This is a genomic window from Streptomyces sp. GLSS-08 (assembly GCF_056387915.1).
In genome coordinates this window covers 136343-160283 of record NZ_JBWJAQ010000008.1, presented here as the reverse complement: position 1 = coordinate 160283, position 23941 = coordinate 136343, and the positions used below count along the sequence as shown (strand labels likewise).

23 protein-coding genes are annotated in these 23941 nt (G+C 72.8%); 8 read left to right on the top strand and 15 right to left on the bottom strand.

Annotated elements, in window-relative coordinates; all coding sequences use genetic code 11:
• Positions 1-18: 18 nt before the first annotated feature.
• Genes AC0ZLC_RS16560 through AC0ZLC_RS16550 form a run of 3 tightly spaced genes read right to left on the bottom strand, consistent with a single transcriptional unit; the run spans position 19 to position 2329 of the window.
• The gene (locus AC0ZLC_RS16560) at positions 19-507 is read right to left on the bottom strand and encodes a phosphatase domain-containing protein (RefSeq protein WP_476752717.1); all 489 of its coding nucleotides are present in this window, start codon (positions 505-507) and stop codon (positions 19-21) included.
• A 41-nt stretch (positions 508-548) separates the two neighbouring features.
• Positions 549-1322 (bottom strand): TIGR03943 family putative permease subunit, encoded by a 774-nt coding sequence (locus AC0ZLC_RS16555; protein ID WP_476752716.1) that lies wholly within the window; start codon positions 1320-1322, stop codon positions 549-551.
• Entirely contained in the window at positions 1319-2329 is a 1011-nt protein-coding gene (locus AC0ZLC_RS16550) for a permease (protein ID WP_476752715.1), read from the bottom strand. The genes AC0ZLC_RS16555 and AC0ZLC_RS16550 overlap by 4 nt, the downstream gene beginning before the upstream one ends.
• A gap of 256 nt (positions 2330-2585) precedes the next feature.
• Here AC0ZLC_RS16550 and AC0ZLC_RS16545 point away from each other — a divergent pair, with 256 nt between their 5' ends.
• Both AC0ZLC_RS16545 and AC0ZLC_RS16540 read left to right on the top strand, forming a co-directional pair.
• Entirely contained in the window at positions 2586-3581 is a 996-nt protein-coding gene (locus AC0ZLC_RS16545; RefSeq protein WP_476752714.1) for an LLM class flavin-dependent oxidoreductase, read from the top strand.
• Positions 3582-3620: 39 nt separating this feature from the next.
• A complete protein-coding gene (locus AC0ZLC_RS16540) occupies positions 3621-5981 on the top strand; it encodes an ATP-binding cassette domain-containing protein (protein WP_476752713.1) in 2361 nt (786 codons plus the stop codon).
• Positions 5982-6027: 46 nt separating this feature from the next.
• On the opposite strand, the gene AC0ZLC_RS16535 is transcribed toward AC0ZLC_RS16540, so the two are convergent.
• From AC0ZLC_RS16535 to AC0ZLC_RS16515, 5 genes are all read right to left on the bottom strand, one after another.
• The gene (locus AC0ZLC_RS16535; protein WP_476752891.1) at positions 6028-6966 is read right to left on the bottom strand and encodes a lysophospholipid acyltransferase family protein; all 939 of its coding nucleotides are present in this window, start codon (positions 6964-6966) and stop codon (positions 6028-6030) included.
• 68 nt (positions 6967-7034) lie between these two features.
• Positions 7035-7817: a GNAT family N-acetyltransferase gene (locus AC0ZLC_RS16530; protein ID WP_476752712.1), complete on the bottom strand. Its 783-nt coding sequence runs from the start codon at positions 7815-7817 to the stop codon at positions 7035-7037.
• Positions 7818-8077: 260 nt separating this feature from the next.
• Positions 8078-8827, bottom strand: coding sequence for a succinate dehydrogenase/fumarate reductase iron-sulfur subunit (locus tag AC0ZLC_RS16525; RefSeq protein ID WP_476752711.1), 750 nt, complete (start codon positions 8825-8827; stop codon positions 8078-8080).
• Positions 8824-10773, bottom strand: coding sequence for a fumarate reductase/succinate dehydrogenase flavoprotein subunit (locus tag AC0ZLC_RS16520; RefSeq protein WP_476752710.1), 1950 nt, complete (start codon positions 10771-10773; stop codon positions 8824-8826). The genes AC0ZLC_RS16525 and AC0ZLC_RS16520 overlap by 4 nt, the downstream gene beginning before the upstream one ends.
• A 1-nt stretch (position 10774) precedes the next feature.
• Positions 10775-11446: a succinate dehydrogenase gene (locus tag AC0ZLC_RS16515; protein ID WP_476752890.1), complete on the bottom strand. Its 672-nt coding sequence runs from the start codon at positions 11444-11446 to the stop codon at positions 10775-10777.
• A gap of 120 nt (positions 11447-11566) precedes the next feature.
• Between AC0ZLC_RS16515 and AC0ZLC_RS16510 the strand changes: the two genes are divergently transcribed.
• Positions 11567-12448 carry a LysR family transcriptional regulator gene (locus tag AC0ZLC_RS16510; RefSeq protein ID WP_476752889.1) on the top strand — a complete coding sequence of 294 codons (882 nt, stop codon included), beginning with the start codon at positions 11567-11569 and terminating at the stop codon, positions 12446-12448.
• Between the two features lie 125 nt (positions 12449-12573).
• Here AC0ZLC_RS16510 and AC0ZLC_RS16505 read toward each other — a convergent pair whose 3' ends face one another.
• The 5 genes from AC0ZLC_RS16505 to AC0ZLC_RS16485 form a co-directional block, all read right to left on the bottom strand.
• Positions 12574-14028, bottom strand: a complete 1455-nt coding sequence (locus AC0ZLC_RS16505) for a serine/threonine-protein kinase (protein ID WP_476752709.1) — start codon at positions 14026-14028, stop codon at positions 12574-12576.
• A gap of 29 nt (positions 14029-14057) precedes the next feature.
• Complete coding sequence (locus AC0ZLC_RS16500) at positions 14058-16193, bottom strand: putative bifunctional diguanylate cyclase/phosphodiesterase (protein WP_476752708.1); 2136 nt, start codon at positions 16191-16193, stop codon at positions 14058-14060.
• Complete coding sequence (locus AC0ZLC_RS16495; RefSeq protein WP_476752707.1) at positions 16190-17002, bottom strand: SAM-dependent methyltransferase; 813 nt, start codon at positions 17000-17002, stop codon at positions 16190-16192. The genes AC0ZLC_RS16500 and AC0ZLC_RS16495 overlap by 4 nt, the downstream gene beginning before the upstream one ends.
• Before the next feature lie 359 nt (positions 17003-17361).
• Positions 17362-18300 (bottom strand): SCO0930 family lipoprotein, encoded by a 939-nt coding sequence (locus AC0ZLC_RS16490; protein WP_476752706.1) that lies wholly within the window; start codon positions 18298-18300, stop codon positions 17362-17364.
• A gap of 214 nt (positions 18301-18514) precedes the next feature.
• Positions 18515-19030, bottom strand: a complete 516-nt coding sequence (locus tag AC0ZLC_RS16485) for a hypothetical protein (protein ID WP_476752705.1) — start codon at positions 19028-19030, stop codon at positions 18515-18517.
• Positions 19031-19064: 34 nt separating this feature from the next.
• On the opposite strand from AC0ZLC_RS16485, the gene AC0ZLC_RS16480 reads away from it, so the two are divergent.
• From AC0ZLC_RS16480 to AC0ZLC_RS16470, 3 genes are all read left to right on the top strand, one after another.
• Entirely contained in the window at positions 19065-19193 is a 129-nt protein-coding gene (locus AC0ZLC_RS16480) for a hypothetical protein (protein WP_355794043.1), read from the top strand.
• A gap of 15 nt (positions 19194-19208) precedes the next feature.
• Entirely contained in the window at positions 19209-19973 is a 765-nt protein-coding gene (locus AC0ZLC_RS16475) for a bestrophin-like domain (RefSeq protein WP_476752704.1), read from the top strand.
• Between the two features lie 216 nt (positions 19974-20189).
• The gene (locus tag AC0ZLC_RS16470; protein ID WP_476752703.1) at positions 20190-20720 is read left to right on the top strand and encodes a hypothetical protein; all 531 of its coding nucleotides are present in this window, start codon (positions 20190-20192) and stop codon (positions 20718-20720) included.
• 88 nt (positions 20721-20808) lie between these two features.
• Here AC0ZLC_RS16470 and AC0ZLC_RS16465 read toward each other — a convergent pair whose 3' ends face one another.
• A complete protein-coding gene (locus AC0ZLC_RS16465) occupies positions 20809-21300 on the bottom strand; it encodes a hypothetical protein (RefSeq protein ID WP_476752702.1) in 492 nt (163 codons plus the stop codon).
• A gap of 332 nt (positions 21301-21632) precedes the next feature.
• On the opposite strand from AC0ZLC_RS16465, the gene AC0ZLC_RS16460 reads away from it, so the two are divergent.
• Positions 21633-22301: a class F sortase gene (locus tag AC0ZLC_RS16460; RefSeq protein ID WP_476752701.1), complete on the top strand. Its 669-nt coding sequence runs from the start codon at positions 21633-21635 to the stop codon at positions 22299-22301.
• 66 nt (positions 22302-22367) lie between these two features.
• Here AC0ZLC_RS16460 and AC0ZLC_RS16455 read toward each other — a convergent pair whose 3' ends face one another.
• Positions 22368-23213, bottom strand: a complete 846-nt coding sequence (locus AC0ZLC_RS16455) for a polysaccharide deacetylase family protein (protein ID WP_476752700.1) — start codon at positions 23211-23213, stop codon at positions 22368-22370.
• A 231-nt stretch (positions 23214-23444) separates the two neighbouring features.
• Between AC0ZLC_RS16455 and AC0ZLC_RS16450 the strand changes: the two genes are divergently transcribed.
• Positions 23445-23909: a universal stress protein gene (locus AC0ZLC_RS16450; protein ID WP_476752699.1), complete on the top strand. Its 465-nt coding sequence runs from the start codon at positions 23445-23447 to the stop codon at positions 23907-23909.
• Positions 23910-23941: the final 32 nt, after the last annotated feature.

Below are 23941 nucleotides of genomic sequence, written 5' to 3'. Positions count from 1 at the left end.
GGGAGGGAGACGGCCCGGTCAGGTCCGCCCCTCCCGTTCCTGTGCCACCTTCAGCGCCGCCGACGTGGCCGCCCAGCGGGCCCGTACGACGGTGAACCCGGCCCGTTCGGCGTCCTCGCAGACGAGTTCGTCGTCGTCCACGAGCACCCGGATCTCGCGGCCTCGGGCCAGCCGGCGGAGGGTCTCCAGCTTGGTGCGGCGGGCGGGCCTGCGGTCGTTGTCGCCGCGCATCCGCAGGGTCCCCTCGGGCAGGCCCTGGGCGGCGAGCCAGGCGACGGTGTCGCGGCGGCAGCGCTCGGGACGGCCGGTGAGGTAGACGACCTCGCACTCCTCGGCGCTCTCCAGCGCCAGCGCGACGCCTTCGGCCAGCGGCGGGTCGTGCGGCGCCGCCGCGAAGAACGCGTCCCAGTCCCGCGGCCTGCGCTCCAGGAACCGCTGCCGGTGCGCGGTGTCGGCGAGGGTGCCGTCGAGGTCGAATACGGCCAGTGGCCTGCTGTTCGTCGTCACGCCGACCACCTTATGAGGAGCACGGCCGCTCGAACGGGGTGTCAGCTGTTCCAGCTCTCGTCGTACGGGTCGTGCGGCGTCGGGACGGGCTTGGCCAGTTCGACCTCGATGAACGGGATCACACCGCCGTTGACGGGGTCCTCGGCCCGCCGTCCGGTGTAGGTGCCGACGACGTCCAGCCACGTGTCGGGCTGCAGGACGGGCGGAATCCGTCCCGTCAGGCCGACCTTGACCGGCTGGGCGTCCGCGGCACAGCAGTTGAGGGCCATGCGGACCAGATAGGGCGTGCCGCCGCGGTCGAGCGCCACGAACCCGGTGATCTCGACCCGCCGCCCGTCCAGCGAGCGCCCGTGGCCGTAGGCCGCGCGGCCGGCGTAGTCGACGACGCTGAGCCTCAGCGGGTCGCCGGCGGGCAGTTCGGGGTAGCCGAACGGCGCCTGCAGGGCCGTACCGGTGTGCATGGCGCTGTAGGACCCGAGTGCGGGCGGGGCGACCAGGATGAGCGCGAGCAGCGGCAGGACGAGCAGCCAGGCGATCCGCGGCTCCCGGTGGGCGTGACCGTGCCCGTCCCCCGCCTCAGCGTGTCCGTCTCCTGCCTCAGCGTGTCCGTCTCCCGCTTCCGCGCGCTCGGCCGGCGGTCGCCGCAGTTCGTACCGGACGGTGGCGGCGGCGGTGGCGATCAGGACGATCCCGGCCGCGATCAGCAGCGGGCGCAGACCGGCCTTGACGTAGCGCAGATAGAGGTCGGTGAACGCGGCGTGCAGCACCGCGGCGCCGGTGAGGAATAGCACGGCCGCCTGTGCCTGCCGGTTCACAGGAGCACCGACCCGACGAGGGCCGACATCAGGACGGCCAGGGTGAAGGTCGCGGGGGCGAACCGGAGGGCGAACCCGCGCCCGAAGGTGGCCGTCTGCATGGCGAACAGCTTCAGGTCGATCATGGGTCCGACGACGAGGAACGCGAGCCGCGCGGTGAGCGGGAACGGGGACAGGGACGCCGCCACGAACGCGTCCGCCTCGGAGCAGATGGACAGCAGCACGGCGAGGACCGCCAGGGCCAGGACCGCGACCACGGGGTTGCCGGCCGCGGTGTGCAGCCAGTCCGCCGGCACCACGGCCTTCAGGGTCGCCGCGGCCATCGCCCCGACGACGAGGAAACCGCCCGCGTGCACCACGTCGTGCCGCACGGACCCCCAGAACGCCGCTCCCCTGCCGAGGCCCTCGAAGGAGGGACGGGCGGGCGGACGCAGCCAGTCGGCGCGCCCCAGCCGTTGCCACAGCCAGCCCATCACGCAGGCCACCAGCAGGCTCGCCACGAAGCGCGCGAGGACCATCCGCGGTTCGCGCGGGAACGCGACCGCGGTGGCCGTCAGGACGATCGGGTTGATCGCCGGGGCGGACAGCAGGAACGCCAGCGCCGCCGCCGGGGTGACACCGCGGCGCACCAGCGCCCCGGCCACCGGTACGGACGCGCACTCGCAGCCGGGCAGGACGGCACCGGCCAGCCCCGCGACCGGCACCGCGAGGGCCGGCCGGGCGGGCAGGGCCCGGGCGAAGAACGACGCCGGGACGAACACGGCGATGGCAGCCGACAGCAGGACGCCGAGGACGAGGAAGGGCAGCGCCTGCACGACCACCGCGACGAAGACGGTCATCCAGCTCTGCATCACCGGCACGGACAGCGCCCGGCGCACCGGCCCCTGGAACGCGACCAGGACGAGCAGCAGCATGGTGAGCACGAGGGGCGAGCTGAACTGCCAGCCCCGCGGATCGTCCGCGTCCCGCCGCGCGGCCCGCGTCGGGGCTTCCTTGATGGTCGTCACGGGTGAGGTACCTCCGGCGTGCAGGGCTGCGTGGGGCATGGACCGAGGCCCCTCCCCTTCAGTACGCCGCCCGGGGCGCACCTGTTCAGTACGCCGCCCGGCACGCACCTGCTCATCCGGGTTCGCATCGTCCTGGAAGTCGCGGGGCACCGGCGTTGTTGTACCCGGCGACCAACGGCGGCACAGCCGAACCAACGGACCGGTCCGGGACGCCCGTGCCGGCTCCGGGGACCGGCGCATCGGGAAGGGATCCCGCGTGGCAGCCACACGATTGTCCGTACTCGACCGCTCCCGCACCCGGGAGGGCCACGACGGGGCGCAGGCGCTGCGGGACACCGTGCGGCTGGCGCGCGAGCTGGAGAAGCTCGGGTACCACCGGATCTGGGTCTCGGAGCACCACGGTGTCCCCGGGATCGCCGGTTCGGCCCCGACGGTGCTCGCGGCGGCGGTCGCGGCGGCCACCCGCCGCATCCGGGTGGGCACCGGCGGCGTCATGCTCCCGAACCACCGGCCACTGGTGGTGGCCGAGCAGTTCGGAGTGCTGGAGTCCCTCTTCCCCGGCCGGATCGACATGGGGCTCGGCCGCTCCGTCGGCTTCACGGACGGCGTACGCAGGGCGCTGGGCCGGGACAAGGACGACGCGCAGGACTTCGCGGCCCAGCTCGACGAGCTGCTGGGGTGGTTCCGGGGCACGTCCCCGACGGGGGTGCACGCGCGTCCGGCGGAGGGTCTGACGGTGCCGCCCTTCGTGCTGGCCCTCGGCGAGGGTGCCACGACCGCCGCGCGGGCCGGGCTTCCCCTGGTCATCGGCGACCTCCGGGACCGCGAACGGATGCGGCGCGGCATCGACCACTACCGCGAGACGTTCCGGCCGTCCCCCTGGGCGCGGGAGCCGTACGTCGTCGTGTCCGGCACCATCGCGGTCGCCGGCACCCCGGAGGACGCGCGCCGCATCCTGGTCCCGGAGGCCTGGTCGATGGCGTACTCCCGCACCCACGGCACGTTCCCGCCCCTTCCTTCCGCCGAGCGCGTGGAGGCAATGGACATGAGCGCCAGGGAGCGCGAGTTCTACGAGTCCGGGCTCGCCGGTCACCTCGCCGGCACCGAGGACCAGGTCGCCCACGAGCTGGAGACCCTGGTCAAGGAGACGGGCGCGCAGGAAGTGCTCGTCACGACCAGTACGTACGACCGCGACGCGTTGCTGGACTCGTACCGCAGGCTGGCGCGGGTCGCCGGGCCGGCGACGGCCTAGGATCGTGGGGTTTTGTCCCCCGCACCCGGGAGCCCGGCCATGCACAGCCCCCACGACCCGTACGTCCGTGTGCGCGGCGCCCGCGAGCACAACCTCCGGGGCGTCGACGTCGACATCCCGCGCGACGCTCTGGTGGTGTTCACGGGAGTCTCGGGATCCGGGAAGTCCTCGCTCGCCTTCGGGACGATCTACGCGGAGGCCCAGCGGAGGTACTTCGAGTCGGTCGCCCCGTACGCACGCCGGCTGATCCATCAGATCGGGGCGCCGAAGGTCGGGGAGATCACCGGTCTGCCGCCGGCGGTGTCCCTGCAGCAGCGGCGCTCGGCGCCCGGTTCACGGTCCTCGGTCGGCACGGTCACCAACCTCTCCAACTCGCTGCGGATGCTGTTCTCGCGCGCCGGTGACTACCCGGCCGGCGCGGCGCGGCTGGACTCGGACGCGTTCTCGCCGAACACGGCGGCCGGGGCCTGCCCGGAGTGCCACGGACTCGGCCGCGTGCACCGGACGAGTGAGGAGTCACTGGTCCCGGACCCGTCGCTGTCGATCCGCGAGGGCGCGATCGCCGCGTGGCCGGGGGCCTGGCAGGGCAAGAACCTGCGCGACGTCCTCGACGCGCTCGGGTACGACGTGGACCGGCCCTGGCGCGAACTGCCCGCCGGGCAGCGGGAGTGGATCCTGTTCACGGACGAGCAGCCGGTCGTCACCGTGCATCCGGTGCGCGACGCCGACCGCATCCAACGCCCCTACCGGGGCACGTACATGAGCGCCCGGCGCTATGTCATGAAGGCGTTCTCGGACTCGCGGAGCGCGACGCTGCGGGCCAGGGCCGAGCGGTTCCTGGAGAGCGCGCCGTGTCCGGTCTGCGGTGGCCGGCGGCTGCGGCCGGAGGCGCTGGCCGTGACGTTCGCGGGCCGCACGATCGCCGAACTGGCGGCGCTGCCGCTGGCCGGGCTGGCCGAGGCGCTGGAGCCGCGCGGGGAGACGGCCCGTGTCCTCATTGACGACCTGCGGGCGCGCATCGCCCCCGTCGTCGAACTGGGCCTCGGCTATCTGAGCCTGGACCGCGCGACCCCGACCCTGTCCGCGGGCGAGCTGCAACGTCTGCGCCTGGCCACGCAGTTGCGCTCCGGACTCTTCGGGGTCGTCTACGTCCTGGACGAGCCGTCCGCGGGACTGCACCCTGCGGACACGGAGGCCCTGCTCACGATCCTGGACCGGCTGAAGGCGGCGGGCAACTCGGTGTTCGTCGTGGAGCACCACCTCGATGTCGTGCGCGGCGCGGACTGGCTGGTCGACGTCGGCCCGCACGCCGGTGAGCACGGTGGGCGGATCCTGCACAGCGGCCCGGTGGCCGGGCTGGCAAAGGTTGCGGAGTCGGCGACCGCACAGCACCTCTTCGACCGCTCCCCCGTGCCGGTCCGGGACGTGCGTCCCGCGCGCGGCCACCTCGAGGTCGGCCCGGTCAGTCGGCACAACCTGCGCGGCGTCACCGCCGAGTTCCCGCTCGGGGTGTTCACGGCGGTCACCGGGGTCTCCGGCTCCGGGAAGTCCACCCTGATCGGCGAGGTGACGCGGGAACCGCCGGGCGTGGAGCGGCTGGTGAGCGTCGACCAGAAGCCCATCGGGCGGACGCCCCGCTCCAACCTGGCCACCTACACGGGCCTGTTCGACGTCGTCCGCAAGGTGTTCGCCGCGACGGACGAGGCGAAGCGGCGCCGCTACGGTGTGGGGCGTTTCTCCTTCAACGTCGCGGGCGGGCGCTGCGAGACCTGCCAGGGCGAGGGGTTCGTCAGCGTCGAGCTGCTCTTCCTGCCGAGCACGTACGCCCCGTGTCCGGACTGCGGCGGGGCCCGCTACAACCCCGAGACGCTCGAGGTGACGTACCGCGGCCGGAACATCGCCCAGGTGCTCGACCTCACGGTGGAGGCCGCCGCCGGATTCTTCGCGGACACTCCCGCCGTCGCCCGCAGCCTCTCCACCCTCCTCGACGTGGGCCTCGGCTATCTGCGGCTCGGCCAGCCCGCGACGGAGCTGTCCGGCGGCGAGGCCCAACGCATCAAGCTGGCGAGCGAGTTGCAGCGGGTGCGGCGGGGTGCCACGCTCTACGTCCTCGACGAGCCGACGACGGGTCTGCACCCGGCCGACGTGGAGGTCCTGATGCGCCAACTGCACGGGCTGGTCGACGCGGGCCACACCGTCGTGGTCGTCGAGCACGACATGGCGGTGGTGGCGGGCGCGGACTGGGTGATCGACCTCGGGCCCGGCGGCGGCGACGCGGGCGGACGGATTGTCGCGGCGGGGCCTCCGGCGCGGGTCGCGGCGGTACGGGAGAGCCGCACGGCCCGCCACCTCGAAGCGTTCCTGTCCCGCACAGCGTCGACGGGACCGGCCTCGCCGTAGCAAACACCCGGATGCCGGTGGTTCGGCCGGGCGTCCCGCGTCGAGGTCAATCCCGGCCGAGGTGCCGGGCACGGGCCGGGCCGCCCCGGCGCCCCGGGGGCCGCGGCCCGGGCCCTGCCGGCCCGGCGGCGGAGGGACGGCCGCCGGCCGGTGCGGCGTCGGGCGACCCCGGCCGCACGGTCACCCCCTGCGGGGCTGCCACGGCGGACGCTCCCGCCACCGCCCGCTGGGCCGCGGCGGCCAGTGCGCGCCGGTCGGGGTGGGCGCCCGTGGCCAGCGCGGCCCGTACCTCCACCTCCGCCACCAGGCCGCGTGCCGACACGACCCGCCACAGCGACGCGAGCAGCGTGTCGTCACCGACGAAGGCGGGCGCCGTGCTGGCCGCTCCCCCGGCGAGCCGGTAGCGGACGCGCACCGGCTGGACGGGGACACCGGCGTCGAGCGCGGCCTGGAAGACGGCCGGCCGGAAGCGGCCCTGGGCGCGCCCGCACCAGGTGCTGCCCTCGGGGAAGACCACGACCGCTGCGCCCGCGCGCAGGGCCTGCGCGATCCGCGCGACCGTCCCGGGCAGCGCCCGCAGCCGGTCGCGTTCGATGAACAGGGAGCCGGCGCGCGCCGCGAGCCCGCCCGCGACGGGCCACCGCCGGACCTCGGACTTGGCGAGCATGCGGGAGGGCCGGACGGCGGCGAGGAGGGGGATGTCGAGCCAGGAGATGTGGTTCGCGGCGAGGAGCAGCCCGCCGGCCGGGGCGGCCCCGCCGGTGAGGCGCACGCGCACGCCCGAGGCCCGTACGACCGCCCGGCACCAGCTCCGGATCAGCGGGTCCCGGGGCCCCGCGGGGATCCGGGCGGCGACGGGGACCAGTACGACTCCCGCGGCGGTCAGCGCCAGGACCGCCACCAGCCGCAGCGCGGCGCGCGGCACGGCCGACGCCCCGGCCGTGCCCTGCACGCAGACCGGCGGGGTACAGGGCGCGCTGGGCAGCCAGGCCCCGGCCGCCGCGGGCGCCGCCGGGCCGTGGGACGGCGGGTGCGGCGCCCGCGGAAGCCGTGTCACGCCGGTACCAGGGAGAGGAAGTGCCGCAGGTAGCGCGGGTCGATCCGGCGCATCGACAGCAGCACGTACAGGTCGGCGACGCCGAAGCCCGGGTCGTGCGCGGGCTCTCCGCACACCCAGGCACCGAGGCGGAGGTATCCGCGCAGCAGCGGGGGCAGTTCCCGGCGCGCGGCCGGTGACGACGGCGTGCGGCCGGTGTCCGGCGACCACGGCAGCAGCGGCCGTACGCGGTACTCCTCGGGTGCCAGGTGCTTGCTCCTGACCCGGTCCCAGGTGTTCGCGGCGAGCGCGCCGCCGTCATCGAGGGGCAGGGAGCAGCAGCCGGCGAGCCATTCGTGGCCGCTGCGCACCATGTAGCGGGCGATGCCCGCCCAGATGAGTCCGATGACCGTGCCGTCGCGGTGGTCGGGGTGCACGCAGGAGCGGCCGACCTCGACGAGCCCGGGGCGGATCGCCGCCAGCGCTCCGAGGTCGAACTCGCCCTCCGAGTACAGGCGTCCGGCGATCGCCGCCCGTTCCGGGGGAAGCAGCCGGTAGGTGCCGACGACCTGTCCGCCGGCCGTGTCGCGTACCAGCAGGTGGTCGCAGTGGGCGTCGAAGGGGTCCGCGTCGAGGCCCGGCTGCGGAGAGGCCAGCAGTGCGCCCATCTCCCCGGCGAAGACGTCGTGACGCAGTCGCTGTGCGGCCCGGACGTCGGATGCGTCGCGGGCGAGGGTGACGGTGTAGCGGGCGGGGGACGTCGGCTGCGGAGGGCTGTCGAGGGTGGAAACGCCGGTCATGGCACTCTCCTGGTCACGGGCCGGTTCGGCGGGGCGCGGCAGACCCGATCGGTGCGGTCTGTGCGCTCCTGTTCTTCCGATGCCGATTGGCGTGCGCGTGACCTGTGCCGGGAGCCGGGATGTGGGGATGCTGAATGCCAGGGGGCGCCCGTGCGGGGCCGGCCGACGGGTGCCGGAAAAGCGAGACGGGACCGGGGATGAGCACCACTCCCGGTCCCGCCCGTCCGCACCCTGCCGGCGAACGTCGTGTGAAGAGCGTGCTACCGCCTGCCCGCCCTGCGGGTCGCGCGCAGCCACTCCTTGTTCATGCCGGTGATGGAGACCAGCGGGATGCCCTTCGGGCAGGCGGTGGCGCACTCGCCGGCGAGGGTGCAGCCGCCGAAGCCCTCGTCGTCCATCTGCGCCACCATGTCGAGGACGCGGGTCTCCCGCTCGGGGGCGCCCTGGGGCAGGACGTTGAGGTGGTTGACCTTGGCCGAGGTGAACAGCATCGCCGCGCCGTTCGGGCAGGCCGCCACGCAGGCGCCGCAGCCGATGCACTCCGCGTGCTCGAAGGCGAAGTCGGCGTCGGGCTTCGGCACGGGCGTCGCGTGCGCCTCGGGCGCGGCGCCGGTCGGGGCGGTGATGTAGCCGCCGGCCTGGATGATCCGGTCGAACGCGGACCGGTCCACGACGAGGTCCTTCACCACCGGGAAGGCCGAGGCGCGCCACGGTTCGACGTCGATCGTGTCGCCGTCCCGGAAGGACCGCATGTGGAGCTGGCAGGAGGTGGTTCGCTCGGGGCCGTGCGCGTCGCCGTTGATGACGAGCGAGCAGGCGCCGCAGATGCCCTCGCGGCAGTCGTGGTCGAAGGCGACGGGGTCGTCGCCGTCGAGGATGAGCTGTTCGTTGAGGGTGTCGAGCATCTCGAGGAAGGACGTGTCGGCCGAGATGCCGTCCACCTCGTACGTGGACATCGCTCCGTCGGCGTCGGCGTTCCGCTGACGCCAGACGCGCAGGGTGAGCTTCATGCGTAGCTCCGCTGGGTGGGGTGGACGTACTCGAAGACGAGGTCTTCCCTGTGCAGGACGGGCGCCTCGCCGGTGTCGGTGAACTCCCAGGCGGCCACGTACGAGAACGCGTCGTCCTTGCGGGCGGCCTCGCCGTCCGGGGTCTGGGACTCCTCGCGGAAGTGGCCGCCGCAGGATTCGGACCGGTGCAGTGCGTCGAGGCACATGAGCTCGGCGAGCTCCAGGTAGTCGACGACGCGGTTGGCCTTCTCCAGCGACTGGTTGAACTCCTCGCCGGTGCCGGGCACCTTGATGCGGCGCCAGAACTCCTCGCGGATCCGGGGGATGCGCTCCAGTGCCTTGCGCAGGCCGCTCTCGCTGCGGGCCATGCCGCAGAACTCCCACATCAGTTCCCCCAGTTCGCGGTGGAAGGAGTCGGGGGTGCGGTCGCCGTCGACGGCGAGGAGCAGCCGGAGCCGGTCCTCCGTCTCCGCCAGCGCCTCCTGGACGACGGGGTGTTCGTCGGTGACCGGTTCGTGGTGCGGGTTGCGCGCGAGGTAGTCGTTGATCGTGGACGGCAGCACGAAGTAGCCGTCCGCCAAACCCTGCATCAGCGCGGAGGCGCCGAGCCGGTTGGCGCCGTGGTCGGAGAAGTTGGCCTCGCCGATCGCGAACAGGCCGGGGACGGTGGTCTGGAGGTCGTAGTCGACCCACAGGCCGCCCATCGTGTAGTGCACGGCGGGATAGATCCGCATCGGCACCGTGTACGGGTCCTCGGCCGTGATCCTGGCGTACATGTCGAAGAGGTTGCCGTACTTCTCCTCGACCTTCTCGCGGCCCATGCGCCGGATGGCGTCGGCGAAGTCCAGGTAGACGCCCTGGCCGCCGGGGCCGACGCCGCGCCCCTCGTCGCAGACGTTCTTCGCGGCGCGGGAGGCGATGTCGCGGGGCACGAGGTTGCCGAAGGAGGGGTAGATGCGCTCCAGGTAGTAGTCGCGCTCGTCCTCGGGGATCTCGTTCGGCGGGCGCGTGTCGCCCTTGGCCCTCGGGACCCAGATGCGTCCGTCGTTGCGCAACGACTCGCTCATCAGCGTGAGCTTGGACTGGTGTTCGCCGGTGCGCGGGATGCAGGTGGGGTGGATCTGGGTGAAGCAGGGGTTGGCGAACCAGGCGCCGCGCCGGTGCGCCCGCCAGACCGCGGTCGCGTTGGAGTTCATGGCGTTCGTCGACAGGTGGAAGACGTTGCCGTAGCCGCCGCTGGCGAGGACGACGGCGTCGGCGAAGTACGTGTCGATCCGGCCGGTGACCAGGTCGCGGGCGACGATGCCGCGGGCCCGCCCGTCGACCACGATCAGGTCGAGCATCTCGGTGCGCGAGTGCATCTCGATGTTGCCCGCGGCGATCTGCCGGGACAGTGCCTGGTACGCGCCGAGCAGGAGCTGCTGGCCCGTCTGGCCGCGGGCGTAGAAGGTGCGGGAGACCTGGACGCCGCCGAAGGAGCGCGTGTCGAGGAGGCCTCCGTACTCGCGGGCGAAGGGGACGCCCTGGGCGACGCACTGGTCGATGATCTCGACGGAGATCTGGGCGAGGCGGTGCACGTTGGACTCGCGCGCCCGGAAGTCACCGCCCTTGACGGTGTCGTAGAACAGCCGGTGGACGGAGTCGCCGTCGTTGCGGTAGTTCTTCGCCGCGTTGATGCCGCCCTGCGCGGCGATCGAGTGGGCGCGGCGGGGCGAGTCCTGGTAGCAGAACTGGACGACGTGGTAGCCCTGTTCGGCGAGCGTGGCGCCGGCGGAGCCGCCCGCGAGGCCGGTACCGACGACGATCACGGTGTGCTTGCGGCGGTTGGCGGGGTTGACCAGCCTGGCCTCGAAACGGCGGGTGTCCCAGCGTTCGTTCACCGGCCCGTTCGGGGCCTTGTGGTCGACGGCCGGATCACCGGTCCGGTATGCGGCATAGGAGTTCATGTCAGCTCACCACTCCGGTCATCACGGCCACGGGTACGGAGACGAAACCGGCCGTCAGCACCAGCGCCAGAACGTCGGCGGCGGCCTTCAGGGCACGGTCGCGGGTGCGGCTTCCGGCACCCAGGGTCTGGGCGGCGCTCCAGAAGCCGTGCCGGACGTGCAGGCCGAGCGCCAGCATCGCGACGATGTAGACGGCGTTGCCGTACCAGGTCGAGAAGGTGTCGACGACGTTCTGGTACGGGTGCCCGGACCGGAAGCCGCCCGCGTGCACGGTGCCGGTCGTCAGGTCGAGGAGGTGCCAGACGATGAAGAGGCCGAGGATGATCCCGCCCCAGCGCATCGTGCGGGTGGCATATCCGGCGCGCGGCTTCTTGTGGACGTACTTGCTCGGGCGCGCCCTGAGGTCGCGGCGGCTCAGCTGGTACGCGGCGGTGGCGTGGGCGACGACGGCGGCCACCAGGACCACACGGATCAGCCAGAGCGTCCACTCGTAGTGCATGAAGGGCTCGCCGACGGTCCGCAGCCAGTGCGCGTAGTGGTCGAACTCGCCCTCACCGAAGAAGATCTTGAGGTTGCCGATCATGTGGGCGACCAGGTAGAGCAGCATGATCAGGCCGCTGACGGCCATCACCGTCTTCTTCCCGACGGAGCTGTCCCACACGGTGCGTGCGATGGACGGCCGTCGGTCCGTCCGCGTTGCCAGAGCCATGTGTCAGAACGCTAGGGCCACAGACCCTGATCGGTCCAAGACATGGTCCGGCTCGATTCCATAGGCATGGCCTATCGTGGTGGGGTGCAGTTCCACCAGCTCCAGTACTTCGTCGCGGTCGCCGAGACCCGCCACTTCACCCGGGCCGCCGACCTCGTCCATGTCGCCCAGCCGTCCCTGTCCCAGCAGATCAAGGCGCTGGAGCGGGAGCTGGGCGCGGATCTGTTCCAGCGGGCCCGCGGCAACATCACGCTCACGGACGCCGGGGAGGCCCTGCTGCCGCTCGCGCGCCGCATCCTCGCGGACGCGGACACCGCCCGCCATGAGGTGCAGGAACTCGCGCAGCTGCGCGGCGGCCGGGTGCGTCTCGGGGCCACTCCGAGCCTGTGCACCGGGCTGCTGCCGGACGTCCTGCGGGCCTTCCACGACCGCTATCCGGGTGTCCGGCTGCTGATCGAGGAGGGCGGCTCCCACGATCTCGTACGGGAACTGGCACGCGGCGCCCTCGACCTGGCGCTGGTGGTCCTCCCGCTGCCGACGCCCTCCCCGGCCCTGACCACGGTGGAGGTGCTGCGGGAGGACCTGGTGGTGGTGTCGTCGCCGGACGCGCCCGCGCCGGGCCGGGGCCGCACGGTGCGGATCTCCGACCTCGAAGGCGAGCGTCTGGTGATGTTCCGGCACGGCTACGACCTGCGCGAGCTGACCGTGGGCGCCTGCCGCGCCGAGGGCTTCGAGCCGGACTTCGCCGTCGAGGGCGGCGAGATGGACGCGGTGCTCGGCTTCGTCCGGGCGGGCCTGGGCGTGGCCGTCGTACCGCGCATGGTGGCCACCCGGTCCGGGCGCGGCCTGCGCGTGACCCCGCTGGCCCGGCCCGGCCTGCACCGGACGATCGCCCTGGCCCACCGCAGCGACGTGGCGCCGCCCCGGGCCGCCCGGGAATTCCAGCGGATGCTGCTGGAACGCTGAGCGGGCCTCGCGCCCCGCGACGGGTCACGGCACCGGCGGTCACGACCGGAGACGCCCGCCGGCCGTCGGCCCCCGCACCCGGCGCCCGGAGATGCGGGGCGTCACAGGGCGCCGGTCCCGGGGCGTCACTGGTGTTTGCCCGGCCGGAACAGTCCCCACCTGCGGGCGGCGACCCGCGCCCCGGCGGTCACGGCCACCGCGGCGACGACGACGGCCACCCACCAGGGCAGGAGGACCACCGTCACGAACAGGGCGACGGCCGCCCCGAGTCCCGCGGGCACGATGTCCGCGGCCCGCGGTTCGCGCTGCGACGGGACCGCGCCGCCGCCCGCCGGCGAACGGCCCGCACTCGCCTCGTCCGGCCGGCGCGGCACGAACCCCGGCGAACCACCCGGCCCCGACATCGTCCGCCCCGCTCCGGGTCCGGCGGAAGCGGGCGGCCCGAACACGGGTGGCGGGGCCGGTTCGGACCGGGGCCGTACGAGCTCGGGCGCCGATGACTCCGGCCGGACCGGACGAGGTGCGGATTCCGGTGCCGGCGGCGGCACGGCGGGCGGCGCCGGAGCCGGGGCGGGTACCGACGGCGGCGCCGTGGGCGGCCAAGGCACCGGTGCCGACGGTTCCGGGGCCGTGCGGGTCTCGGCCTCCGCGTCGGCCTGCGACGTAAATGCCCCGCGCCGGGGCGACGGCGGGGGCGGCGGACCGGCCGCCAGCGCGGCGAGCCGGTCCCGGACCTCCGTCGCGGTCCGCGGCCGGTCGGCCGGGTCCTTCGCGAGGAGCGCGAGGACCAGCTCGTCCCACCCGTGAGGGAGTCCGGCCCGCAGCCGGCTCGGCGGCGGCGCCGGTTCGTCGAGGTGCCGGCGGAGCAGCACGTGCCAGGCCGACGCCTCGAACGGCGGCCGCCCGGTGAGCAGTTCGTGCAGCACGCAGCCCAGCGAGTAGAGGTCGCCGCGCCCGTCGACAGGGACGTCCCCGCGCGCTTGTTCCGGCGACATGTAGGCCGGCGTCCCGACGAGGGACCCCGCGGCGGTGAGCACGGTCGGCGCACCGGTGCCGTCCAGGAATCGGGCGATACCGAAGTCCAGCACCTTCACGGAGCCGTCCTCGGCGTCGCTCGTGTCGCCCTCGGTCACCAGGACGTTCGCCGGTTTCACGTCCCGGTGGACCACCCCGGCCGAATGCGCGGTGCTCAGTGCCCGGCACATCTGGCCGGTCCAGCGGGCCACGTCGGCCAGCGCGGGCAGCCCCTCCGGGCCGTGGATCAGCCGGTCCAGCGGACGTCCGTCGACCAGTTCCATCACCAGGTACGGGACCGTCACGCCGCCGTCCGTGCGCGCGGCGCCGAGCTCGTACACCGTGACGATGTACGGGCTGGACAACCGGGCCGCGGCGCGCGCCTCCCGCACGAAGCGGGCCGCCACGGTGGGATCGCGGTCGTGGCCGAGGGCGGTGACCAGCTTGACGGCCACCGGCCTGTGCAGGTGCTCGTCATGGGCCCGCCACACCTCCCCCATGCCGCCCGCGCCGATCCGCCCGGCCAGGCGGTAGCGCCCGTCCAGCAGCCGGTCCTCGTCCCGCACGAGCCCTCCCCCTCACCCCCGCCGCCGGGTCAGCCCGTCGCGTCCACCAGCGCCAGCTCGTGCAGCCGTTCCGGCGGGCCGGGACGGGCGTAGTACCAGCCCTGGGCCGTGTCGCAGCCCAGGATCCGCAGCTGCTCGGCCTGGGCGCCCGTCTCGACGCCCTCGACGGTGACCGCCAGGTCGAGGCTGTGGGCCAGGGCGACGATCCCCTCGACGATCTTGAGGTCGACGGGGTCCGCCGGGAACTGCTGCATGCCCTGCGTGAAGGAGCGGTCCAGCTTGAGGACGCTCACCGGCAGGCGGCGCAGATTGGCGAGGTTCGAGTAGCCCGTACCGAAGTCGTCGAGGGCGATGTCGACGCCCATCTCGGCCAGCCGGCGCAGCGGCTTCAGCAGGTCGTCGTCGGCACCGATCAGCGCGGACTCGGTGACCTCGAGGCACAGGGCGTCGGGTTCGAGGCCGGCCCGCTCCAGGATGTCGACGGTGTCGGAGACCAGACCGGGATGAGTGAGCTGGCAGGGCGAAAGGTTGACGTTGATCCGCAGCGGGCCCGCGTCGGCGTGCCGCTCCTGCCACTGCCGGGCCTGGCGGACCGACTGGTCCAGGACCCAGCGGCCGAGTGGAACGATCAGCCCGGTGTGCTCGGCGAGCGGGATGAAGCGGTCGGGGCCGAGGACACCGTGCTGCGGGTGGAGCCAGCGGACCAGGGCCTCGGCGCCCCGGACACTGCCGTCGCCGAGGTGCACCAGCGGCTGGTACTCGATGAAGAACTCGTTGCGGTCCAGGGCCGCCGGCAGCGCGGTGGTGAGGCCGTGCCGGGTGATGGCCCGGAGGTCGGCCTCGGGGTCGGCCAGCTCGAAACGGTTGCCGCCCGCGGACTTGGCCCGGTACATCGTGATGTCGGCGCTGCGCAGCACCTCCGCGGGCCCCCGCTCCCCCGCGGGCCCCTCGACCACGCCGATGCTGCCCCGCACGGTGAGTTCGCGGCCGTCAATGCTGACCGGGGTGACCAGCGCGTTCATGATGCGTCCGACGAGTTCGTCGACCTCGTGCTCGGTGTCCGGGCCGGTGGTCAGCGCCACGAACTCGTCGCCGCCCAGCCGCGCGACCATCTCGCCGGGAGCGGTCGCGCAGGACTGCAGCCGGTCGGCGACCTCGACGAGCAGCCGGTCGCCGGCCGCGTGGCCGAGGCTGTCGTTGATGGTCTTGAAGCCGTCCAGGTCGAGGTAGCACAGTCCGAAGCGCTGGCCCTCGCTCGCGGACAGGGCCTTCTCAAGCCGCTCGAAGAACAGCGTGCGGTTGGGCAGCCCGGTGAGGGCGTCGTGCGTGGCCTCGTACCGCAGCCGCAGGTTGAGCAGCCGGCGCTCGGTGGTGTCCTCCATGAGCGCGAGCTGGTACTGGGGGCGGCCGTCCGCGTCCCGCAGCAGGGAGACCGTCAGGTTGGTCCACAGGGCGGTGCCGTCGGGGCGGTAGAAGGCCTTCTCGACGTGGTAGTGCTCGCGCTCGCCCCTGACCAACTCCTCGTACAGCGGCCAGACTTGAGGGGCGTCGTCGGGGTGGGTCCAGTCGCTGACCCGGCGGCCGCGCAGGGACTGCTCGGAGCCGCCGAACATCCGCAGCAGCGCGCCGTTGACCTGGAGGATGTTGCCTTCGAGGTCGGCGATGCCGATTCCTATGGCCGCGCCCTCGAACACCGCGCGGAAGCGCGCCTCGCTCGCGTGCAGCGCCTCGGCGACCACGCTGCGCGCGTTCAGGGCGGCGTGGGAGATGGCTTCCTGCTCGGATAGCGTCCGGTCCCGCAGGGCCTGCGCGAAACCGGCGGCGATCCCGTGCTGCAGCCGGGTGGAACGCGTCCGCAGGGCCTCCCGGTTCCCGTCACCGCCGCAGTAGAGGACCAGGTAGGCGTCCACGCACTCCAGGGAGCGGCTGAGCGCCTCCGGGTCGGTGCAGTGTGCGGCGACCAGCGCCGCGCCGACCGCCTTGCCCTCGGCGGCCTGGTACGACCTGGCCAGCAGGGCGTCGCTCAACCGGCGGGCGAGCGGCAGGAGTTGTTCCTCGACCTCCGGTCGGGTCAGCGACGTGGAGGTCACCGGGAAGACCGCCCGGCTCCAGATCGTCGCGAACCTGCGGAGTCTGTCCTCCGGTCCGTCCGGTTCCGCGGTCACGCCGCGCGCCCCACGCCCGCGAAACCGGAATAGGAGTACGGATCCTCGTCCTCGGGTGCCGTGTCGGGCCGCCAGTCCGGCATCGGCACCAGTCCGGGTTCCACCATGTCGTACCCCTCGAAGAACCGCGCGATGTCCTCGCGCGAGCGCATGATCAGCGGGCTGCGGGCTTTCCTGTACACGTCCACCGCACCCTCGGCCCGCTCCGGCGGGAGCGGGATTCCCTCGTACGAGGCGTGCGTGAGGACCAGCAGGCTGCCCGGCGCCAGTGCGTCGCGCAGCTCGGCCACCGCACTGTACGGGTCGTCCGCGTCCTCCACGAAGTGCAGTATGGCAACGAGGAGGAGTGCCACCGGACGGTTCAGGTCGATCAGACGCTGGACCTGGGGGTTCGTCAGGATGTCGCGGGGCTTGCGCAGATCCGCCGCGAGGACGTCCGCGTGCTCGTTGCCCTGCAGCACCGCCTGGCTGTGCGCGACGGCCACCGGATCGTGGTCCACGTACATCACGTGCGCGCCGGGGCTGGCGGCCTGGGCGACCTCGTGGACATTGCCGAAGGTCGGGATGCCGGAGCCGATGTCGAGGAACTGGGTGATGCCCTCACCGACGGCGTAGCGCACGGCGCGGCGCATGAACGCGCGGTTGGCCTGCATGATCTTGGGAAGTCCCGGCATGAACTCCATCGCCGCGCGTGCCGCTTCCCGGTCGACCTCGAAGTTGTGCGAACCGCCCAGGTAGTAGTCGTAGATGCGGGACACACTCGGCACCGAGATGTCGATGCTCCGGGGGGCCCAGGCGGGACGCTCCATCAATCTCTCCAGGCGTAGGCGGCGGCGTAGGCGATCCGGTGTTCGAGCTGAGGCTACTGATCGCCCGCCAAACGGGCGAGCCAAAACGGAAATTGACCATCCGTTACCGGTCACTGCCTCCGGCACATGCCGATTTGCGCACCTCGTGAACGGGGCCGCGAGGTCCCCACCGAGAGCACCCGAAACCCTTCCAGAGCATCGCGCACGCCGAGCGGTCCGCCCCCTCCGCGCGGTGCGGAGGGGGCGGACCGGGGTCGCGCGCGTTGTTCCGTTCGTCCGGCACTCGGTGCCTCTTCGTCAACTTCCTTCCGCGTTGCGTCAATGTCCGCGCGGGAGGATCAATCCCGTTGAGGCACGCCCTACTTCGAGGCGCCGACCGGCTTTCCCTCGGGCGAGACCGCGTACCACGTCCCGCCGACACCCTGGCCGTTCGTGTCCCCGGGGGCCTTGTCACCGGAGAAGGTGTAGACCGGCCAGCAGTCGACCGTCATCTGCTTGACACCGTCCGGCCGGGTGAAGGACATGAGGCCCTTCTTCACGACGCCCTTGGTGTCGTTCGCCTCGACCGGCGCGACCGCCGGCCACTTCTCCAGGCAGGCGCCCGTGCAGGCCGACTTGGAGACGGGCCAGGCCTGGTCCTTCATGAAGCGGTAGACCGTCATGCCGTTCTTGTCGACGACGACCTCGCCGAGCTTCGGGTCGTTGCGGACGGACAGGCCCGGCAGATCGGCCGCGGCTGCCTTCTTGCCGTCGGGCGCCGACGCGTACCACGTCCCGCCCACGCCCTGGCCGTTGGTGTCACCGGCCTTGGTGTCCTTCGCGTACCGGTACATCGGCCAGCCGGCGATCGTCAGCTGCTTGGTGCCGTCCGTACGGGTCACCTCGCCGAGCAGGGACTTGTCCACTCCGGCCGCGGCGGAGGCACCGTCGGCGGGGACCGGCGGCCAGGCCTTGGCACAGTCGCCGTCACAGGCCGACTTCGGCGGCTCCGCGGTGTCCTTGTCGAACCGGTAGAGGGTGAGACCGGCGCTGTCGGTGACGACCTCGCCGAGCTTGACGTTCTCCGTGACGGAGAGCTGACCCGCGGTCTCCGCCTTCGCGGCCGAGCCCTGCTCTTCCTTGGCATCGGCGCCGTAGCCGTCGCTGGAGCTGGACCCGTAACCGTCGGCGGCCGGTGCGGCACCCACGTTCTGGGTTCCCGTCGACTGGGTGCCCTGTTCCTGACCGCACGCCGTCGTGAGCGCCAGTACTGCCGCAGCTGCCGCTACGAGTGAGGCGCTCCGCCAGGAGGTCTTCATGTCAACTCCCGCTGTTCGCTTGGGTGTTGCAGCGTCCTAGTGCGCCGCTCATGGTCTTAGGTACGAGCGGGAGGGGGTGAAGTGTTCAACCGGCCCGCACATTTCTTTTCGGATCCCGTGTCGCGCGGGTGACGGATCGTACGGATGTACGCACCTCGGCAGATCCTTCGCGCGGCACGGCAAACCCGCCGAAGGCGCATGTCCCTCCTTCGGGTCAATCCGCGGCGGCTCCGGCGTGCCGCACCGCCGGGCGCCTCATGATCTCGGTCGTGCACTCACCCAAACGGACCCGGCCCGCGCTCGCCGTAAGGGTCCTGGCGCTGCTCGCGCTGACCTGGTTCCTCAGTGGCGCGCCGGCCGGGGAGGCGGCCGCCGACGCGTGCGCGTACGCCTCGGTCGGTCCGGACGGCGCGGTGGAGGCGATGGCGGTCGCGGGGGCCGGATGGTGCCGGCCGCCCCCGGAGATTCCCCCGCCCTGCCCGACACCCACGCCCGAGCCGCCACCACCGCCACCGCCCCCGAAGCCGAAACCGCCCGAGCCGACGCCACCGAAGCCCACACCGCCGCCACCACCGAAGCCCACGCCGCCCAGACCCACGCCGCCCGCGCCCCCGCCGCCTCCCCCGCCCGCTTCCAGGCCGCCGCGCGCGGCCCCGGCGCCGACACCGGTGGCCGTCGAGAAGCCGACGCCGGAACCGACGCCGGAACCGACGCCGACGCGCTCCCGCAAGCCGAGCCCGCCGCCCAGGGCGTCGCCGGCCCCGGTGAGCTATCCGGAGTACCGGACGTCGCCGCGCAAGCACCCGCCGCGCGGTGGCCCGCCACTGGTCTCGCTCACCCTGCTCATCACCGCGCCCGCCGTGCTCGCCGTCGCCGCGCTGCGCCCGCGCTGACCCCTGGAGACACCCTTGTCGGAATGGCTTGTTCTCATCCTCGCGATGGCGGCCGCGTGCGCCGTCGTCCTCATCGTGACCCTCGTCCGGCACCGCACCGCAAGGGAGGACGAGGACCCGTCCGAGACCCCGGACGTGATCGAGTACATGACGATGATGATCGGCGTGGTGTACGCCATCGTGCTGGGCCTGGCCATCGCCGGCGTCTGGGAGGGACGCGGGATCGCCCAGGACCAGGTACAGGCGGAGGCCCAGGCGCTGCACGAGATCTCGGAGCGGGTGCGGGTGTATCCCCCCGACGTCCGCGACCGTATCCGGGACGACGTCAACTCCTATGTCGGTCATGTCGTCACAAGCGAGTGGAAGAGCATGGCCGACGAGCAGAAGCTCAGCGCGGAGGGCGGCCGGCTCTTCGAACGGATCCGGCAGGACGTCACCGACTACCAGCCGAGGACGGACTTCGAGGCCCAGGCCTACCAGCCCCTCCTCGACCAGGTCACCGCCGCGGACGACGCCCGCAACGGCCGCGGCGCGTCGTCCGGGGCGACCATGCCCGGCGTGGTGTGGTTCGGGCTGATCACCGGCGCCGTGGTGACCGTCGGCATGATCTTCGCGCTGCAGATCAGGCGCACGGCACGCGAGTTGGTCCTCGCCGGGCTCTTCTCCGCACTGATCGCCTTCCTGCTGTTCCTGATCTGGGACCTGGACGCCCCCTACAGCCGGGGCATCGCGGCCTCGGCGGAGCCCTTCCGCACGCTGTTCCCGCACCTCGCCGGATGACGGGCCCCCGGCGGTAGCTGCGGGGGTGGACGCCACGCCGCCCCGTCCCCCGTCCGCACGTACGGCATCCCCTGTGCGGCCCACACGATTGCCCCATTCGCGCGACCGGGATCGCGCCGCAGCGCACACCTTCCTAGCGTTTCGGTCATCGAGGTGCATTTGTGACGCACGCGGAAAAGGTCCGCAGCAGGCTCCTCGGGGACCCGGAGGCACACCATGCGCGCGATAGGCGTCGCTTCGGCCGCACTGCTGGGCGTGACCGCCCTGACCCTGACCGCACCCACCGCGACGGCCGGCGAGGAAGAACGCAACATCACCCCGTTCGGCTTCAGCGTCCAGCCGTCGACCGTCGCCGCCGGCGGCCAGGTCACGCTGCTGCTGCGGCGGGACGGCGGCTGCAAGGGCAACGCCACGGTGTCCTCGGGCGTCTTCGACACCGTCACCATCCCGCACCGGCAGTCGTCGGCCACGGCCACCGTGGACCGGGACGCCAGACCGGGCGCCGTGTACCAGGTGACGTTCACCTGCGACGGCGTGAGCGGCCACACGGACCTCGGCATCGCCGCCGGACACCCGGACGGCCCGACCCACCCGTCGGCCCCCGTGCACCGGGGCGTGAAGGCCGGTATCGGCGGCAGCGTGGCCGGGTTCGACGTCCAGCAGATCGGTCTCGGGGCCGCGCTCATCGCCGGTTCGGTCGGCGCCGCGTGGTACGCGTCCCGCCGCCGCGCCACCGGCGACTCCTGACGGCGGACCGCACAGCCCTTCGCCCCGGACCCCTTCGGAAGGGTTCGGGGCGAAGGGCTGTCACGTGCGGTCTGCCGAGGGCGGCCGGTCAGATCTGGCTCTCCGACCTGCGGCGCATCCAGAACACCCCGCCGCCCACGACGGCCGCCGCGACGAGCGCGCCGCCGATCGCCATGTCGGTGGGGGTCGCCCCGGCGGAGCTGCTGCCGCCGAGACCACCGCGGGTACCGCCGATGACGGTGAAGGCGGCGGGCCGGGTGAGGGTCCTGCCCTCCCCGCAGCGGGCCGTGATGTCGTACGAACCCGGTTGGGCGTTGCGGTCGACCGTGACCGTCGCCGAGGAGGTCCGGCCGCTCACGTGGCGCAGCGGTGTGGCCGGGAAGACCCTCGACGAGACGGTGCTGCCGGGCATCTGGCAGGACGAGCCGTCCACGGTGATGGTCAGCTGCCCGCCCCGCGCGATGACGCTGGGCATGGCGACGATGTTGCTCGGGCTGTCCCACGCCGTGGCCGCGGGGGCGGCTAGCCCCACGACCGCGACCGCGGCGGCAGAGACCGCCAGGGCACGAGTAGTACGCATGTGATCCTCCGCGGAAGGCGCCCCGGGAACCGTCCCCGGTCGATCGGCGAGTAAGCGCCTCCCAGACAGACCCTCAGATGCCTTGCGCAGAGCCGCATTTCGGGAATGGTCCGTCCTGGTGAGAGAACACGCCGTGAGAATTCCACGCAGAGGGCTGTCGCCGCAGGTCACGGACCGTCAGAAATTTCCTGCGCACGGCAACTCGGATGGCTCACGCCGGTGTCGCGCACCACCCGTTCGCACCTTCCCCCGTCGCCCGCCGGGCGTGCTGCGCTTAGCGTTCTCATATGCGCGACGGACACGGCGACGGCCGCGTCGAGAGGGGATTGCGAATGCACGCGTCCGAGCTCGCCGAAGAAGAGGAGCGGCAGAAGAAGCGCGCGCCGTGGGGCGTGATAGCGCTTGTGCTGCTGACCGGCCTCGCTCTCATCCGGAACGGTTCCGGGGAGTTCGATGTCGGACCTCCGCAGCCGGCGACGGCGGCGGCCGCGGACAGCCGTACCCAGAACGGCGACACCTTCCGCAAGGCCGCGCCCGCTCCCCTGCCGTACTCCGAGGTCGACCGGGTCCGGATCCCCGGCATCCAGGTCGACGCCCCCGCCATGCCGGTGGGACTCGACGCGGAGGGCTGGGTCGACGCGCCGCCGGCCGAGGACCCCAATCTCGCCGGCTGGTTCACCGGCACGGTCTCGCCCGGCGAGAAGGGCACGGCCGTGGTCGTCGGTCATGTCGACAACCGGCTCGGACCCGCCGTCTTCTACGGGCTCGGTGCGCTCAAGAAGGGAAACCGGGTCGAGATCCAGCGCAAGGACGGGAAGACCGCCGTATTCGAGATCTACGGCATCGAGGTCGTCGAGAAGAGAAATTTCCCCGGAGACCGCGTCTACGGAAACAAGGGGACGCCGGAACTGCGGGTCATCACCTGCGGAGGCGGTTTCTCCAAGCAGCATGGATACGACGGAAACGTGGTCGTGTTCGCCCGCCTGACCGAGGTCCGCTGAGCGTCCCGGCCGGGCGGGCGGAATCATTCGGCGATCCGGGCAATATGCTCGGCCCGGGCGCCGTTCCTACGTGTACTGCCTCCGCGGCACGGTGATGTGGTACCCGGAATCCAGCAGTTCCGGAAGATATGCGCGCAGCGCCCGGACGCTCTGCGAACGGTCGCCGCCCGCGTCGTGCGAGAGCACCACGACGCCCGGCCCGGCACCGCGCTCCACCCGGGCGACGATCGTGCGGGTGCCCGGTGTCGTCCAGTCGAGCGTGTCGACCGTCCACGCCATGGGCTCCATGCCCAGCTCGGCACCCAGCTGGAAGGCCGCCCGGTTCCAGGCGCCGTAGGGGGCGCGGAACCAGGCGGGCGGCTCACCGTACGTCTTGTCGATGACGTCGCAGGTGCGCTCCATCTCCGAGCGGATCGCCGGACGGGAGAGCCGGGTCAGCAGCGGGTGGGTCCAGGTGTGGTTGCCGACGACATGCCCGTCGTCGGCCATCTCGCGCAACAGGTCCTTGTTGTCGGCCGCCATCTCGCCGCACACGAAGAACATCGCGCGGACGTCGTGCGTGCGCAGGGTGCGCAGGATGTCCGGGGTGTAGCGCGGGTCGGGCCCGTCGTCGAAGGTCAGCACCATGCTGCGCCCGCGTCCGGACATCCGCAGGAACGGTTCGTGCCGGACGAGGGTCCTGGCGGGTCCGCCGTGCGGCGGGCCGTATCCGGTGATGGGCTGGAGGCGGTAGGCGGAGGGCGCGAACGCGCGCCGCGCCTGAGGACCCGAGACCGGCGCGGGGCGGTGCACCGGGTGCGCGCCCGGGTCGGCGGTGAGCAGCCTCGCCGTGCCCGCCGCCCCGGCCGCGCCCAGCACGGCGGCGCCGGCGAGCATCGCCGCGCGCCGCGTGAGCAGCTGATCCTTTTTCATGACTCATCAGTCGCCCATTTGACCGCTGGTGCCGCTCCGCAACACGGCTGCGGACCCCCGAATGCACCCGATGGAACCATCCAGCGGCGGCGCGGCGATGCAGCGGGCACCGTCCGGCCGGTGCGGGTGCCGGCTGCGGGTGCGAGGTGCGGGTGCGGGTGCCGACTGCGGGTGCGAGATACCGGTGCCCGCGCCGTCGGCGGTGGACAGGCCTCCGATAGCCTCACCGCCGTGACGGAACAGCAGCACTCGCCCCAGTTCGAGCGGGGCACCGACGGTCCCAAGGTCATCGTGGTCGGCGTGGACGGCTCCGACCCCTCGCTGCGCGCGGCGGCGTACGCCTCCGGCCTGGCGCGGCGGCAGCACGCGCTCCTCGCCGTCGTCTACGTCCAGCCCGTGATGGCGGCGGGAGCGGCGCTCGGGGTGCCGGTCGCTGAGACGACCGACGAGATCGCCGAGGACCTGGTCGCCCAGATCCGGGAGGCGGCCGAGCGGGTCAAGGACATATTCGACGTGCGCTGGGAGTTCCACACCTTCCGCGGCGACCCCTACGGCGGCCTGGTCAAGGCGGCCGACGAGCTCAAGGCGGACGCCGTGGTGGTCGGCGCCTCCGAGCAGGCGGGGCACCGGATCGTCGGCTCGGTCGCTATCCGCCTGGTGAAGGCGGGGCGCTGGCCGGTGACGGTGGTGCCGTAGCCGCACGCGGATGTGCGTGGCGTCTTCCGTCG

Bases quoted from the DNA above. Each gene is read 5' to 3' on its own strand.
- AC0ZLC_RS16540 (WP_476752713.1), top strand. From the start codon at position 3,621: ATGCACAGCCCCCACGACCCGTACGTCCGTGTGCGCGGCGCCCGCGAG.
- AC0ZLC_RS16530 (WP_476752712.1), bottom strand. From the start codon at position 7,817: ATGACCGGCGTTTCCACCCTCGACAGCCCTCCGCAGCCGACGTCCCCC.
- AC0ZLC_RS16525 (WP_476752711.1), bottom strand. From the start codon at position 8,827: ATGAAGCTCACCCTGCGCGTCTGGCGTCAGCGGAACGCCGACGCCGAC.
- AC0ZLC_RS16520 (WP_476752710.1), bottom strand. From the start codon at position 10,773: ATGAACTCCTATGCCGCATACCGGACCGGTGATCCGGCCGTCGACCAC.
- AC0ZLC_RS16495 (WP_476752707.1), bottom strand. From the start codon at position 17,002: ATGGAGCGTCCCGCCTGGGCCCCCCGGAGCATCGACATCTCGGTGCCG.
- AC0ZLC_RS16490 (WP_476752706.1), bottom strand. From the start codon at position 18,300: ATGAAGACCTCCTGGCGGAGCGCCTCACTCGTAGCGGCAGCTGCGGCA.
- AC0ZLC_RS16470 (WP_476752703.1), top strand. From the start codon at position 20,190: ATGCGCGCGATAGGCGTCGCTTCGGCCGCACTGCTGGGCGTGACCGCC.
- AC0ZLC_RS16465 (WP_476752702.1), bottom strand. From the start codon at position 21,300: ATGCGTACTACTCGTGCCCTGGCGGTCTCTGCCGCCGCGGTCGCGGTC.
- AC0ZLC_RS16460 (WP_476752701.1), top strand. From the start codon at position 21,633: ATGCACGCGTCCGAGCTCGCCGAAGAAGAGGAGCGGCAGAAGAAGCGC.
- AC0ZLC_RS16455 (WP_476752700.1), bottom strand. From the start codon at position 23,213: ATGAAAAAGGATCAGCTGCTCACGCGGCGCGCGGCGATGCTCGCCGGC.